Origin of the sequence: Curtobacterium sp. CFBP9011 (assembly GCF_034045095.1) — a bacterium.
Lineage (GTDB): Bacteria > Actinomycetota > Actinomycetes > Actinomycetales > Microbacteriaceae > Curtobacterium.
Genome location: NZ_JAXCWN010000002.1, coordinates 443,700 through 457,369, shown reverse-complemented (window position 1 = coordinate 457,369; position 13,670 = coordinate 443,700). Strand labels below are relative to the sequence as shown.

At 74.2% G+C, this 13,670-nt stretch carries 12 protein-coding genes and 1 tRNA gene; 3 read left to right on the top strand and 10 right to left on the bottom strand.

The features are described 5' to 3' along the window. Nucleotides 1–14: 14 nt before the first annotated feature. Complete coding sequence (locus SOM35_RS06395; protein ID WP_320514770.1) at nucleotides 15–1,406, bottom strand: serine hydrolase domain-containing protein; 1,392 nt, start codon at nucleotides 1,404–1,406, stop codon at nucleotides 15–17. A 135-nt stretch (nucleotides 1,407–1,541) separates the two neighbouring features. On the opposite strand from SOM35_RS06395, the gene SOM35_RS06390 reads away from it, so the two are divergent. Beyond that, nucleotides 1,542–1,613: transfer RNA gene (locus SOM35_RS06390), tRNA-Gly, on the top strand. Nucleotides 1,614–2,037: 424 nt separating this feature from the next. Next, nucleotides 2,038–2,925 (top strand): hypothetical protein, encoded by an 888-nt coding sequence (locus tag SOM35_RS06385; RefSeq protein WP_320514769.1) that lies wholly within the window; start codon nucleotides 2,038–2,040, stop codon nucleotides 2,923–2,925. A 61-nt stretch (nucleotides 2,926–2,986) separates the two neighbouring features. Here SOM35_RS06385 and SOM35_RS06380 read toward each other — a convergent pair whose 3' ends face one another. The 8 genes from SOM35_RS06380 to SOM35_RS06345 form a co-directional block, all read right to left on the bottom strand. Further along, nucleotides 2,987–3,763: an FAD-binding oxidoreductase gene (locus tag SOM35_RS06380; RefSeq protein ID WP_320514768.1), complete on the bottom strand. Its 777-nt coding sequence runs from the start codon at nucleotides 3,761–3,763 to the stop codon at nucleotides 2,987–2,989. Continuing rightward, nucleotides 3,760–4,353: a molybdopterin-dependent oxidoreductase gene (locus SOM35_RS06375; RefSeq protein ID WP_320514767.1), complete on the bottom strand. Its 594-nt coding sequence runs from the start codon at nucleotides 4,351–4,353 to the stop codon at nucleotides 3,760–3,762. The genes SOM35_RS06380 and SOM35_RS06375 overlap by 4 nt, the downstream gene beginning before the upstream one ends. Before the next feature lie 151 nt (nucleotides 4,354–4,504). Further along, the gene (locus SOM35_RS06370) at nucleotides 4,505–5,167 is read right to left on the bottom strand and encodes a response regulator transcription factor (RefSeq protein WP_320514766.1); all 663 of its coding nucleotides are present in this window, start codon (nucleotides 5,165–5,167) and stop codon (nucleotides 4,505–4,507) included. After that, nucleotides 5,164–6,441, bottom strand: coding sequence for a sensor histidine kinase (locus SOM35_RS06365; protein ID WP_320514765.1), 1,278 nt, complete (start codon nucleotides 6,439–6,441; stop codon nucleotides 5,164–5,166). The genes SOM35_RS06370 and SOM35_RS06365 overlap by 4 nt, the downstream gene beginning before the upstream one ends. Next, a complete protein-coding gene (locus SOM35_RS06360; RefSeq protein ID WP_320514764.1) occupies nucleotides 6,438–7,205 on the bottom strand; it encodes a DedA family protein in 768 nt (255 codons plus the stop codon). The genes SOM35_RS06365 and SOM35_RS06360 overlap by 4 nt, the downstream gene beginning before the upstream one ends. A 125-nt stretch (nucleotides 7,206–7,330) precedes the next feature. Next, complete coding sequence (locus tag SOM35_RS06355; protein ID WP_320514763.1) at nucleotides 7,331–8,263, bottom strand: glycosyltransferase family 2 protein; 933 nt, start codon at nucleotides 8,261–8,263, stop codon at nucleotides 7,331–7,333. After that, nucleotides 8,260–9,864 (bottom strand): D-glycero-beta-D-manno-heptose 1-phosphate adenylyltransferase, encoded by a 1,605-nt coding sequence (gene rfaE2 / locus SOM35_RS06350; protein ID WP_320514762.1) that lies wholly within the window; start codon nucleotides 9,862–9,864, stop codon nucleotides 8,260–8,262. The genes SOM35_RS06355 and rfaE2 overlap by 4 nt, the downstream gene beginning before the upstream one ends. Then, a complete protein-coding gene (locus tag SOM35_RS06345) occupies nucleotides 9,861–11,369 on the bottom strand; it encodes an aldehyde dehydrogenase family protein (protein WP_320514761.1) in 1,509 nt (502 codons plus the stop codon). Before SOM35_RS06345 ends, rfaE2 begins: the two co-directional genes overlap by 4 nt. A gap of 209 nt (nucleotides 11,370–11,578) precedes the next feature. Here SOM35_RS06345 and SOM35_RS06340 point away from each other — a divergent pair, with 209 nt between their 5' ends. Continuing rightward, nucleotides 11,579–12,679, top strand: a complete 1,101-nt coding sequence (locus SOM35_RS06340; protein ID WP_320514760.1) for a glycosyltransferase family 9 protein — start codon at nucleotides 11,579–11,581, stop codon at nucleotides 12,677–12,679. Nucleotides 12,680–12,917: 238 nt separating this feature from the next. Here the strand turns inward: SOM35_RS06340 and SOM35_RS06335 are convergent, their stop codons facing one another. After that, the gene (locus tag SOM35_RS06335; RefSeq protein ID WP_194625710.1) at nucleotides 12,918–13,622 is read right to left on the bottom strand and encodes an SDR family oxidoreductase; all 705 of its coding nucleotides are present in this window, start codon (nucleotides 13,620–13,622) and stop codon (nucleotides 12,918–12,920) included. Nucleotides 13,623–13,670 lie beyond the last annotated feature (48 nt).

Here is a 13,670-nt window from a genome sequence, read left to right as displayed (position 1 = left end):
CCCGGCAGGCGATGTCAGTCGGCGGGCCGGTGCAGGGTCGACGCGGCGTCGTGCAGCGGCTCGGTCTCCCAGACGGCCGAAGCCACGCCCGACGCCAGGTCCCACCGGACGTGCAGCAGGTGCGGGGTCTCCACGAACCGGACGTCGACGGACACCTGGTCGCCGTCCCGGGCGCCGCTCGTCGCGGTCGCGCCGTCGATCGCCCATGAGCCTTCGCCGACCGGTGCGACGACCTCGCCCCAGGCGTCGCGGAGGGTGAGCACCCACCCGCGGTCGCTGTCCTGGGACAGGTGCAGGGCCTCCAGTCCGGCGCCGAGACGCGCGGACGGCGACCCGCCGACCGAGGCGGAGCCCGACGGCAGCTCGCCGAGCGGTCCGCCGACCACCGGCGGCAGCGCGAGGGCCGCGAGCCGTGCGCGGAGGTCCTCGTCGCCCTCGGCGGTCCCCGGCCGGTCGATCGCCGGCAGCAGGTTCGCCCACACCGCGTCGAGGACGGCCTGCATGTCGAGGCTCTGCCCGGTCATCGCGACGACCACGTCCTGCTCCGGCAGCACGATGCAGAACTGCCCGTACGCACCGTCGCCGCGGAACCCGTGCCGGGCCATCCAGAACTGGAACCCGTAGCCGACCGACCAGTCCGGGTTCGCCTCGTCCGGGTTCGCGACCCGGGTGCTGGTGGCCGCGGCGACCCAGTCCTCGTCGAGCAGCCGCTCGCCGTCCCACACGCCACCCTGCAGGTAGAGCTGGCCGAGGGCAGCGACGGCGTGGGTCGTCGTGTAGCCGCCGCTGTAGCCGAGTTCGGCGCCGGAGTCGTCCCGGCACCAGGCGAAGTCGTCGATGCCGAGCGGTGCGAACAGCCGGGGCCGCAGGTACTCGAGCAGCGAGGTCCCGCTGACCCGCCGCACGATCTCGCCGAGCGTGTACGTGCACGGCTGGTTGTAGGCGAAGACGGTGCCCGGCTCCTCGTCCACCGGCAGCAGCAGGAAGCCCCGGACGGTGTTCGTCGGGTCGAGCTGCCGGGCCCGCTCGATGGTCTCGGCCCGGTGCCCGCTCGCCATCGCCAGCAGGTGGCGGACGCGCATCCGGCGGGTGCGCTCGTCGGTGACCTCGGCGTCGAGCTCCGGGAAGTGGCTGATCACCGTGGCATCCAGGTCGACGAGCCCGGCACGGACGGCGATCCCGACGGCCGCTGCGGTGAAGCTCTTGCTCAGCGAGTAGAGCAGGTGCACCCGGTCGGCCGCGAACGGGGCCCACCAGCCCTCGGCGGCGACCTCGCCGTGCCGGAGGACCATGATGCTGTGCGGCTCCACGCCGGGCGCGCCCTCGAGCGCGGTGACCAGCCGGTCGACGCCCGCCGCGTCGATGCCGAGGGCGGACGGGGAACTGCGTCGGAACGTCGTCGTCACGCCTCCGACCCTAACCCGACCCCCGGTCATGCGAGCGGGACTTCCGTCCGGCGCGCCCGACACGCGGTCGGGAGGCCCGCATCGCGCCCGTCGTCGGGTACAGTTGTCGACGTTGGTCACCCCGGTGACCAGCATGCGGATGTGGCGCAGTGGTAGCGCATCACCTTGCCAAGGTGAGGGTCGCGAGTTCGAATCTCGTCATCCGCTCGGACAGTCCCTCCAGAGGGCACCAGGAACCCCCGGCCATCGGTCGGGGGTTCCGTCGTTCACGGGCGCCCTGCCGGGGGATCGCGGACCGGGGACGTCGTCACGCCGCGGGTGCCGGCTGGGCGCAGGGTTCGGGTCCCCGCGCCCACGCCGGCGCAGAGGCCTCGTCGCCTCCGGAGGACGGGCGGATGGGTGGTCCGCCGCAGGTCCCGGGCATGTCTTCGGAGCGGTCACCCCCCGAGGTGGGGTCATCGGTCCGACATGCGGTTTCCCGCAATCTCCCCGCATCAGTCGAGCGCGGTGTTGACAGGGAGCCCGGTCGTCCGGTCGACACCGATGGACATTGCATCCGAAATACCGTCAGATTGCAGTGGCACAGTCCTGCTCGGCCCATCCGCCCCGAACGCAGGAGCAACACCACCCCATGCAGAAGAAGTGCACCCTCATCACCGCCGCCGCCGGCCTCGTGCTGGCGCTCGGCGCCCCCGTCGTCGGCTCGCTCCCGGCGATGGCAGCGACCGCCCCGACCTCGTCCGTCTCGGCCGCCGCGACCACGCCGGAGCTGGGCTCCGGCGGCCACGTGTTCGCCCACGGCATCGTCACCCTGACCTCCGCCGTGTACGACCAGGGGCGGATCTCCGTCGAAGGCGTGATCACCGAGCGCGTCCGCGATGTCCAGATCGCTGCCGGCCACGGCTACCAGGCAGGCAAGGTCGGTGCCGGCGGCCACTTCTCGGCGTCCGTCGCGTCCGATTCCCCGAGCTTCGAGCTGCGGTTCGGTACGAAGGTCAACTCGTACAACTTCGCCACGGTCGAGTCCGTGCTCTGGTCCGCCGTCGCGCCGGGCACGCCGCCCGAGACGCCGGGGCCGCGTCCCACCCTCACCCCGCTGCCGGTGCCGGCGGACCCGAACCCCGCGCCGGAGCCCCAGCCGCAGCCCGAGCAGGACGCGAAGCAGCCGGGGATGCCGAACGTCCTCAGCGTGACCGGGACCGAGGCTGGTTGGACGAACGACTTCGAGACCGGCGCGGTCGAGTCGCTCTTCACCGCGTACGACCACGCCCGCCGCGAGGCCACGGTCACCCGTCCGACCGACGGCACGCTCCACGTCCAGCAGTCCTCTGACGGTGTGACCTTCACCGATCGAGCGACCTACACGGCAGGTGGTGGCATCGGGAAGTTCACCGACATCGACGTGACCCTGCCCGCGGGCCACGACTACCTCGAGTACAAGATGTGGGTCGAGGACTCGTCCGGCCGGAAGTCGGAGGCGCAGAAGTTCTTCGTCCAGGAGTTCCCGGCGCGCAACTGAACCACGGCACGATGAGCAGGCGGTCCCACTTGGGGCCGCCTGCTCTCGTCATGTCGGGTGCTCAGGCGCCGCCGAAGCGCTCCGCCCGGACCTCGGTGACGTCGTGCCCGAGCTCGCCGAGCCAGCGCAGCACCTGTTCCACGAACGGCGTCGATCCGCAGACGTAGACCAGGGCCCCGGCCTCGGGCGGCAGGACCGACGCGGCGAGCCGGTCGCGCGTGAGACGTCCGGCGGGCGTCTCGGCCCCGGGCGGGCTCTGGCGGCTGTACACGACCTCGAGCGTGAACGGCGCGCGGTCCGCCAGGGCGAGCGCCGCGTCGAGTTCAGCGCGGAAGAAGACGTCTTCGGGCGTCCGGACGGCGTAGAGCATCCGGAACGGCGACGGGTCGGCTGCCTCGGCGTGCGCGGTGACCATCGGCAGCAGCGGTACGACGCCCGAACCACCGGCGATCAGCTGCACGGGCCTGGGGCGCTCCGCCGACACGTCCGGGCGCCAGACGAACCAGCCGCCGAGCGGGCCGTGCACCTCGAGCGAGTCACCGACCTCGACGGCGTCGACCAGGAACGGGGAGACCTCGCCGTCCTCGACCCGGTCCACCGCGAGGGTGATCCGGGTGCCGTCCCCGGCGGAGGCGATCGAGTACGACCGGGTGGCCTGGTAGCCGTCCTCGGCCGTCAGACGCAGGTCCAGGTGCTGCCCGGGGTCGTTGCCCGGCCAGGTCGGCACGTCGAGGACCAGTCGGCCGGCGTTCGGCGTCTCGGGGGCGACCGCCACGACCGTGGCGTCGTGCCACGCGGGACGGCGGAGCGGCCGGACCGGCGCAGTGGGCAGGCTCACCAGTACCGCTCTTCCTTCCACGGGTCGCCGTGCATGTTGTAGCCCGCGTTCTCCCAGAACCCCGGCTCGTCCTCGGCGTGCATCACGATGCCGCGCACCCACTTCGCGCTCTTCCAGAAGTACAGGTGCGGGACGAGCAGTCGTGCGGGGCCGCCGTGCTCCGGGGTCAGGGGCTCACCGTCCGCCTCGAACGCGATCCAGGCCTGCCCCTCGAGCAGCTCGTCGAGCGGGACGTTCGTGGTGTACCCGCCGAAGCTGTGCACCATGCAGAAGTCGAGCGCGGTCTCGACCTCGGCGAACAGCTTGTCGAGCGGGACACCGCGCCAGCCCATGCCGAGCTTCGTCCAGTGCGTGACGCAGTGGATGTCGACGGTGATGTCCTCGAGCCCGAGCGCCCGCACCTCGTCCCAGGTCCACGAGTGCAGACCGGACTCGGTGCGGATCGAGAAGCTCCACTCGGACGGCTCGATCTCCGGCGTGGCACCGGCGGACAGCACCGGCCAGTCGTGCACCAGGGTCTGCCCGGGCGGGACCTTGCTGTCGTCGACGTCACGGCGGCGTCCGCCGAACCCGCGGGTGAAGCTGGCCATCGTGTCCTCGTCCCTGTCGTCGCCGGCGCCGAGACCGCCGCCCTCTCGATCCTGCCACGGCAGCGGTGGTGACCGCCGCCAGGACCGCCAGGACCGCCAGGACAGCCAGGACAGCCAGCATCGACGCGACTGCCGTGACCGGCCGTCCGACTCAGCCGGCCGGGGTGACCAGGCCGGACTCGTACGCCAGCACCACGGCGTGCACACGGTCCCGCAGCTGCAGCTTCGCCAGCACCCGGCCGACGTGGGTCTTGACGGTCTGCTCGGCGATGAACAGCTCGCGGCCGATCTCCCCGTTGGAGCGTCCCCGCGCCATGAGCATGAAGACGTCCCGCTCCCGGTCGGTGAGGACGGTGAGGACGTCCGCGGCCGGCGCGGCGGGTCGGGGCGCGGCGATGAACGCCTCGACCAGGTGGCGGGTGACCCGGGGCGCGAGCAGGGCGTCCCCGGCGGCGATGGTCCGCACGGCGGCGATCAGGTCCTCGGCCCCGGCGTCCTTGAGCAGGAAGCCGCTGGCCCCGGCCCGCAGCGCGTCGAACACGTAGTCGTCGATGTCGAACGTCGTCAGCATGAGGACACGGACCGGCCGTGCACCCGGCGCCGCGGTGAGGCGTCGTGTCGCCTCGATGCCGTCGAGCACCGGCATCCGGACGTCCATCAGCACGACGTCGGGTTCCAGGTCGATGCCGAGCGCGACGGCCTCGGCACCGTCGCCGGCCTCCGCGACGACCTCGAGGTCGGGCTGCGAGCCGAGGATCGCGACGAGTCCCATGCGGAACACGGCCTGGTCGTCGACGACGAGCACTCGGGTCATCGGGGGTCTCCGTCCGGATGGTGGGGCAGGGTCGCGGCGACGCGGAAGCCGCCGTCGGTGGTGCGTCCCGTGTCGAGTGAGCCGTCGAGCGCGGCGACGCGGGAGCGCATGCCGGCGAGGCCGTACCCGCCGTCGTCGGCCGGCGGTGGGGGAGCGAGGGGCGCCTCGGCGTTCGTCACGGTCACCTCGACGGCGGCGTCCGACACCCGGACGGCCACCGTGGTGTCGGCTCCGGGGGCGTGACGGACGACGTTGCCGAGCGCCTCCTGCACGATGCGGTACACGGTGAGCTGCGTGACCCGGCCGACCGTGTCGTCGACTGCGGAGTCCGCTGCGCCGAGGACGTCCAGCGTGACCGTGAGCCCCGCCGCCCGCGTCGACGCGACGAGCGCCGGCAGGTCCGACAGCCCGGGCTGGGGGGCACGCTCGGCGTCCTCCTCGCCGCGGAGGGTGCCGAGCAGCTGCCGCATCTCCCGCAGCGCGGTGCGGGAGGTCTCGGCGATCGTCCGGAACTCCGCTCGTGCCGCCGGGGGCAGGTCCGCCACCCGGTAGGGCGCGGACTCGGCCTGCATGTGCACGACCGACATGCTGTGCGCGACGACGTCGTGCAGCTCCCGGGCGATGCGGGCACGCTCCTCGACCGCACGGCGGGCACCGGCCTGCTGCTCGGCGTCCTGGCGCGCGGCCACGAGCTCGGCGCCGACGCTCCGGCGCTGCCCGAGCAGGACCGCGGCGGTCCCGATGAGCAGCCCGCTGCCGGACGAGACGACGAGCGTGCTCACCCAGACCTCCGGTTCGGCCCAGCGGGCGGGGGTCGCGGCGACGAGCACCAGGGTCAGGACGGTCGACGCACCCCAGGCTACGGCGGTGGTCCGCCACCCGGTCCGGAGCCCGAGGACGACGAGCAACACGGCCAGGCCGATCATCGCGGTCACGGGCAGCGGCCACGGTCCGACCCGGCCGGGGGCGGTCAGGACGCCGAGTCCGGCGAGGGCGAGCAGGTGGACGGCCGTCGCCGAGCGCGGCCGAGCCGGTGCGACCAGGAGCGTCGCGCTGAGCACGGCGGTCACCAGGAGCGCCAGCGGGACGGGGACGCCGTGCACGACGGCCGCGACCGGCGCACCGACCGCCAGCAGGGTGACGGCGGCGACGACGAGGGAACCGCGGGTGAGGACGACCGACCGGGAGGCCCGCAGCCGCGTCCCGGGGACTGTCCGGGCCGGGGTCCGGGCCGGGCTCTGGTCCGCGGCGCTCCTGCTGGTGCGGTCGGTCACGGTCGGGCGGTCTCTCCGGTGGTGAGGGGGCAGGGGGCGGTGCGCGGGGGCGTCGCGGCCCGACTGGTGCGGACCGGACGGCCCGTTGCGGGGGTGGGGCGTGCCTCCCGGTCGGTGACCGTGGCGGCGTCGGGGCTCGTGACGGTGCCGGTGGCGGCGGCACGTGCGTCCCGCCTGCGCTGGAGCCTACCGAGCACCCGGTCCACCACCAGGCCGAGGCCGCCGGCGACGACCATCGAGACCGCGGCCGCGACGAGCGGCTCGTGCAGGAACGACGAGGTGGCGAGCGCGATGCCGATCGAGGTGGCACTCCAGGCGACGCCCGCCACCGCACTGATGCCGAGGAACCGTCGGTAGGGGAGCCCCGTGGCACCGGCGGTCATGTTCACCGCGACGCGTCCGACCGGGATGTACCGCCCGATCAGGATGAGGCTGGCGGACCGGCGCTGCATCTGCCGCTCGGCGAACGCGAACGCCGCCGCGATCCGGGGCCGGCGGGCGTTCCGGAGCCGCTTGAGTCCGACGCGTCGGCCGATCGCGTAGGCGATCGAGTCGCCGGCGATCGCACCGAGGGCAGCGGCGCCGAGCACCACGGCCAGGACCGGTTGTCCGGAGGTCGCGGCCACCGCGGCGACGGCGACGAGGGCCGTCTCGCTCGGCACCGGCGGGAAGAACCCGTCGACCAGGCAGAGGACGAACAGGACGAGGTAGACGAGCGGCGATGACGCCAGGTCGACGACGAAGGGGGTGATCTGGTCGAACACGGGTGTCGCTCCTCCCGTCGGCGGACCTCGCCGACGGGTACGACGCTACGGAGCGACGGGCGTCCTGCCATCCCGCTGGGGTCGCGTCCGACCCCCTACCGCGGTATGACCCGTCGCGGTCGGTACTACCGGTGCTCGTGCTCGTGCTCGTGCTGGTGCGCGTCGTGCGTCTCGTGCGTCTCGTGCGCGAAGACGACGTCCGGAGCGTCGACCGAGCGGTCGGTCACGGTCGTCGGTGCCTCGAGGTGCACGGCTCCCGAGGGGACGATGCCGACGCCGCCGAACCGCTCCATCACGAGCCACTGCGCGACGACGTCCTCGCCGGCGTGCCCGGTCGGCAGCGACTCCCAGAAGCGGAAGCCACCGACGGCCTCGAGTGCGGCGCGGTCGTACATCGCGCAGGCCCCGACCCAGGCGACCCGGTAGGGCAACCAGCCGCCCGGTTCGACGTCGAGCTCGGCGGCGACGTGCACGAGGTTCGCGGCGTTGTGCAGCGACCAGCGGTCGAAGCCCGGGGTGCCCCGACGGACCACCTCGGGGACGACCGGGCCGTCCCAGAGCGTGAACGGCTCGGTCTCGTGCGGACGGCGGTCCTGCAGGTAGGACAGACCCTGGACGGCGCTGCCGACGAAGCCGGTGTCGAGCGACCGCAGGGCGTCGAGCATCCGCTGCACGGAACCGGGCTCCAGCCACACGTCGTCGTCGAGGAACAGCACGGCGTCGGCGTGGGCGTGGTCGAGCAGGAACTGCCGGTGCTCGGCGAGGCCACGCCGTTCCGGGTGGGTGAGCAGCGTGACGGGGCGGCCCTGGGCCTCCAGGACGCGCACCATCGCGGCGACCGCCGGACGCTCGGCGACGTCACCGGTCTCGGACTGGTCGCTGAGGACCAGGCGGAAGGCGACGTCGGTCTGGGCGGCGAGCCCGGCGAGGGTCGCGGCGAGCTCGGCGGTCCGACCCACTGTCGGGACGAGGACGTCGACGTCGACGGAGGCGCTCTCGGTCGGTGTCACCTCGGCCGGACGACCCCACTCGCCGGACCACCGCGCGCCCCGTGTCATGCGTCCCCTGGCCCGGCCGGAGCGGGGTCGGCCGCCGGGGCAACCGGAGCGGTCCCGTTGCCGGCGGCCGTCTCGCGGATCCGACGGACCACCGCGCTCGTGGAGTGCTCGGCCACGTAGTCGACCATCACGACCTCGCCGCCGTGCGCGCGGACCACCTCGGTCTCGCTCAGCATCTCGGGGGAGTAGTCCCCGCCCTTGACGTAGACGTCGGGGCGGATGCGCTCGATGAGCGGGATGGGGGTGTCGGTCGCGAACACCGTCACCAGGTCGACGCAGGCCAGGGCGGCGAGCACGCCGGCGCGGTCCTCGGCGGTGTTGATCGGCCGCTCGGGTCCCTTGAGACGGCGGACCGAGTCGTCGTCGTTCAGCGCGACGACGAGCAGGTCGCCGAGCTCGCTGGCCTGCCGCAGGTACGTCGTGTGTCCGCGGTGGACGACGTCGAAGCAGCCGTTCGTGAAGACGATGCGACGACCGGCACGACGGGCCTCGTCCACCGCGTCGGCGAGCTGGTCGTGGTCGACGACGGTCTCGGCGGGGGCGGACACCGACGCCACGAGGGCGTCGGCGGTGCACACGGAGGTCCCGGCCTCACGCACGACGACGTCGGCGGCGGCCTGCGCGAACGAGACGGCGTCGCGCACCGGAGTGCCCACGGCGAGGGCGACCGAGGCGGCGGCACAGAACGTGTCGCCGGCGCCGGAGGCCTGCTGCTCGGACGCCGGGGTGGCACGGGTGCGGTGCACGTCGGTGGCCGGGACCGCGCCGTCCTCCAGCAGGACGGTGCCGTTCCGGTCGAGCGTGACGACGGCGTTCCGGGCGCCGGTGACCGCGAGGACCTCGTCGCGGGCGGCCACCACGGTGCCGGCACGCTCGGCGCCCTGTCCGAGGTCGCAGCCGAGCAGTGCGGCGGCCTCGCCCGCGTTCGGGGTGACGAGGTCGGGGTGCAGGGCGCTCCAGCGGGTGAGGTCGTGCGCATCGACGACGACGGTGGTGGGGCGGTCCTGTTCGAGCACCGGCACGATCGCGGTCGCGTCGACCCCGAGGTCGTAGTCGCAGACCACGACGGCGTCGGCCCGCACGTCCGTCGGGGCCGAGGACCCGGCCGTGCTCGGCGCGTGGCCCTGCGAGGGCGCGTGGGCCTGCACGGCAGCGGCGGTCGCCTCGGCGAGCAGCGCGGTGTCCGCGGCACTCGGCGGGCCGGCCAGGTCGTCGACCCGGACGACCACGCGGTCCCCGCCCACGATCCGGTCCTTGCTCGTCGTCGTCGCTCCCGGCACGGCCACGAGCCAGCGGGTGTCGACCCCGGCGGCCTCCAGGCGGTCACGGAGCACCCGGCCGGTCTCGTCGTCACCGATCAGCGCGACCATCCGGACGTGGGCACCCAGGGCCCGGGCGTTCACGGCGGTGTTGGCCGCGCCTCCCGGGACGGCGATCGTCTCGGTGACCCGGACGACGGGCGCGGGGGCTTCACGGGAGACCCGTTCGGCCGCGCCGACCGTCCAGCGGTCGAGGATCACGTCGCCGACCACGACGACGACCGGCTCGGCCGCGGCTACGGAGTCCGCGACCCGGCGGACCATCCGGACGTCGGCGGTCATCGGACGTCCTCGGCGGTCGCGGTGTCGGTGCCGTGGCTGCCGGCGGTGGCTGGGTCGACGGCGCTGCTGCCCGCGGCGGTGGCCGTGGCGCGGCGCGGGGCGGCCTCGAGGTGCACGACGGTGGTCGTCGTCATCTCGTCGAGCAGGTGCGGGCCGTAGCCGAAGCCGGAGCCCGACGCGCCGCGCGGCTCCGCGCTGCCGCCGGGCGCGCCGCCGAACACGGCGTTGATCTTCACGGTGCCGACCGGCAGCTCGGCGGCGGCCTGCAGTGCCGTCGCGGTGTCGCCGGTCAGGACGGTCGCGGCCAGGCCGTAGCGGTCCTCCGCGGCGAGACGCAGGCCCTCGGCCATGTCCTCGACGATGCGGATCGGGGCGACCGGACCGAAGGTCTCCTCGGTGAGGACGAGCATGTCGTCGGTGCAGCCGGTGAGCACGGTGGCGGGGTAGAAGGTGCCGGCGCCCGCGGGCACGGTGCCGCCGGTCAGCACCTGGGCGCCCGCGGTGACGGCCTGGTCGACGTGCTGCTGCACCGTCGCACGGAGCCGCTCGTCCACCAGGGGACCGAACTCCGCTGCGGCGGCCGCGGTCTTCCGCTCGGCGGCGCGCACGAGGGCCGCGGTGAACTCCTCGGCGGCGTCGCGGTGCACGTAGACGCGCTCGACGCTCGTGCAGATCTGCCCGGTGTTCGCGAACGCGCCGAGGGCGACCTGTTCGGCGGCCCAGACGGGGTCGACGTCGGCGTCCACGACGGCTGCGTCGTTGCCGCCGTTCTCGCGGATGACGTGCGCGCGGGTGCGGAGTGCGGCCTCGGCGAGACGGTCACCCGTCGCGGTCGAGCCGACGTGCGCGTAGACCGCGATGCCGTCCTCGGCCAGGAGCTGTTCGCCCGTCGTGGCGTCGCCGTCGACCCCGACGAGCACGCCCTCGGGCAGTTCGGCGGCGAGCAGGCGGTTCAGCAGGGCGATCGTGCCCGGGCTCCGCTCGCTGCCCTTGTGGACGACGGTGTTGCCGGCCGCGATCGCCGCGCCGAGGATCCCGCACGCCACGGCCACCGGGTCGTTCCACGGGGTCAGCGCGAGGACGACGCCCCGGGGGTGCGGGACCGCGAAGTCGGCGGCGCCGTGGTTGCCGCGCAGCGCCTCACCGCGGTGCAGGGGGCCGAGCTCGGCGTACTGGATGAGCGTGTTGATGCCCGCCTCGACCCCGCCGAGGGCGTCGCCCGGCACCTTGCCGGTCTCGCGGGTGTTCATCGCCGCGAGCTCGTCGGCGTGGTCCCGCAGCCGCTCGGCCGCGGCGCGGAGGAGCGCCCCACGCTCGCCGGGAGCCGTCCGCGCCCACCCGGTCGCCGCTGCCCGGGCCCGCGCGACGGCGTCACGCACCTCGTCCGCCGTGCTGCGACGGGTCTCCGAGGCCACCTCACCGGTCACGGGGTCGAGCACCGTGATCGTGTCCGCGGACGAGTCGTCCGACGACGGAGCGGTGGTGGTGGGGGCATCGAGCGTCATGTGCGTCCTTCTCGTCGTGGTCCGGTCGCGTGCACCGGGGCTCCCCACGCTGCACTGCTGCTGCTGTGCACGCCCACGGGGTCCGTCGTGGTGTCCACGGGGCGCAGCAGCACCGGTCGATCGGCACCCGCACGGCTGCCCGTCGGTAGGAACGAAGGGACGTGCGACGGACTCCCGGGGCACGTCGGACACCGAGGAGGACGACAGGCGTGGTGCAGATCGGACGTGGCGGCGAACGGTTCGAGGGGGTCCGTGAGATCGCGGTCCTCCGGGGTGGGGGACTCGGAGACCTGATGTTCGCGATGCCGGCGATCGAGGCCCTGGCGGCCGCGTACCCGGAGGCCCGGATCACCCTGCTCGGGACGCCGATGGCCCGCGTGCTGCTGGCCGGCCGCACCGACGCCGTGCACGCCGTCGAGGAGCTCCCCTTGTCGCCCGGGGTCCGCGACGGTGGCGAGGGCGCCCCCGACCTGGACGACTTCTTCGCCCGCCTGCACGGCCGGTTCGACCTGGCGGTGCAGCTGCACGGGGGCGGTCGGAACTCGAACCCGTTCCTGCTCCGGCTCGGCGCGGCGCACTCGGTCGGCACCGCCACCGAGGACGCCGTCCCCACCGAGCGCTGGGTCCGCTACGTCTACTACCAGCACGAGGTGCTCCGGGCGCTCGAGGTCGTCGGGCTCGCCGGCGCGGAACCGGTCACACTCGACCCCCGCCTCACGGTCACCGACGACGAGCGGGCGGCGGTCCGACAGCGCCTCGGCGTCACCGGGCGTCTCGTCGCGATGCACCCCGGCGCCACCGACCCCCGCCGCCGCTGGAGCCCGGACCGGTTCGCCGCCGTCGCGGTCGCCAGGCTCGAGGCGGGCGACGACGTCGTGCTGGTCGGGGACGACTCGGACCGGCCGGCCGCGACCGCGATCCGGGCGTCCGTCGCCGAGGCCGTCGGCCCCGATGCCGCCCGACGGCTGCACGACCTCACCGGCACCCTGCCGCTGGTGGAGTTGCCCGCCGTGCTCGGTGCCGCCCACGTGATGGTCGGCGACGACTCCGGCCCGCGGCACCTCGCCGTCGCCGTCGGCACGCCCACCGTCGGCGTGTTCTGGTTCGGCAACGTCATCAACGCCGGCCCCCTGGACCGCGGACGGCACCGCGTCCTCATGAGCTTCGTCACGCGCTGCCCAGTGTGCGGGGTCGACGTCACCCAGGTGGGCTGGACCGCGGAACGCTGCGAGCACGACCCGTCCTTCGTCGACGAGATCACCCCGGACCGGGTCCTGGCGGACGTCGAGGACCTGCTCGCCACCAACTGACGGCGGTGCGCCGGTCCGTCGGGGCCGGCGCGGGCCTCCCGGGGTCGCACGACGTGCCGTGCGCGCATCGCCGAGGTCGCAGGACCGGCTGCCGGGCAGCCCACCAGGCGGCACTTCGTGCGACCTCGCGGCGGGTCGGTGGGCCGGCGGCGGCCGGCCCGCAGACGGACGGGAGGCCCGGTACCAGCTGGTACCGGGCCTCCCGTCCGTCAGGTGCGCGCGCCGGGCGCGGGCGCGGTCAGGGCCAGCTGGGCTCCGTCGCCGGCATGATCGACAGCTCGCGGATCTCGCACCCGGCCGGCTGCGAGAGGGCGAAGATGATCGAGTTCGCGACGTACTCCGGCTCGATGAGCTGCGCGTCCGGACCCGGCTTGTACTGCTCGGTGCGGTCGGCGAAGAAGTTCGTCCGCATGCCCGCGGGGATCACGTTGGTGACACCGACACGGCCGGCGGTCTCGGCGGCGAGGGCCTGCGAGAACCCGCGGACACCGAACTTCGACGCCGAGTACGCGGTGCCGTGGCCGACGCCGCGCAGGGCGAGGGACGACGAGATCGTGACGACGCGGCCGTGCGTGGCCTCGAGCGCGGGGAGCGCGGCGCGGACGGTCGACGCGGTGCCGATGAGGTTGACGCCGACGATCTTCTCCCAGTTGCCGGACGAGATGGCGTCGATCGGGGCGGGGGTGTCGATGCCCGCGGCGGTGACGACGGCATCCAGGCCACCGTGGCGCTCGACCGCCTCGCGGACGGCCTGCTCGACGGCGTCGGTGTCCGAGACGTCGACGGCGACCGCGTCGACGCCTTCGGGGACGGCGTCGATGCGCAGGTCGAGGACGATCGGGGTGCCGCCGGCCTCGGTGACGGCGGCCACGACGGCTGCGCCGAGTCCGGAGGCGCCGCCGGTGACGAGGACGCGGCCGATGGGGGTGGTGGGGACGGGCATGGATGTCCTTTGCGATCTGGTGCTGTGGTGAGGAGGGAAGACGGGGTG

Excerpts from the sequence above, each read along its gene's own strand:
- SOM35_RS06385 (WP_320514769.1), top strand. The coding sequence starts at position 2,038 with ATGCAGAAGAAGTGCACCCTCATCACCGCCGCCGCCGGCCTCGTGCTG.
- SOM35_RS06355 (WP_320514763.1), bottom strand. The coding sequence starts at position 8,263 with ATGACACGGGGCGCGCGGTGGTCCGGCGAGTGGGGTCGTCCGGCCGAG.
- rfaE2 (WP_320514762.1), bottom strand. The coding sequence starts at position 9,864 with ATGACCGCCGACGTCCGGATGGTCCGCCGGGTCGCGGACTCCGTAGCC.
- SOM35_RS06345 (WP_320514761.1), bottom strand. The coding sequence starts at position 11,369 with ATGACGCTCGATGCCCCCACCACCACCGCTCCGTCGTCGGACGACTCG.
- SOM35_RS06335 (WP_194625710.1), bottom strand. The coding sequence starts at position 13,622 with ATGCCCGTCCCCACCACCCCCATCGGCCGCGTCCTCGTCACCGGCGGC.
- SOM35_RS06375 (WP_320514767.1), bottom strand. The coding sequence starts at position 4,353 with ATGGCCAGCTTCACCCGCGGGTTCGGCGGACGCCGCCGTGACGTCGAC.
- SOM35_RS06370 (WP_320514766.1), bottom strand. The coding sequence starts at position 5,167 with ATGACCCGAGTGCTCGTCGTCGACGACCAGGCCGTGTTCCGCATGGGA.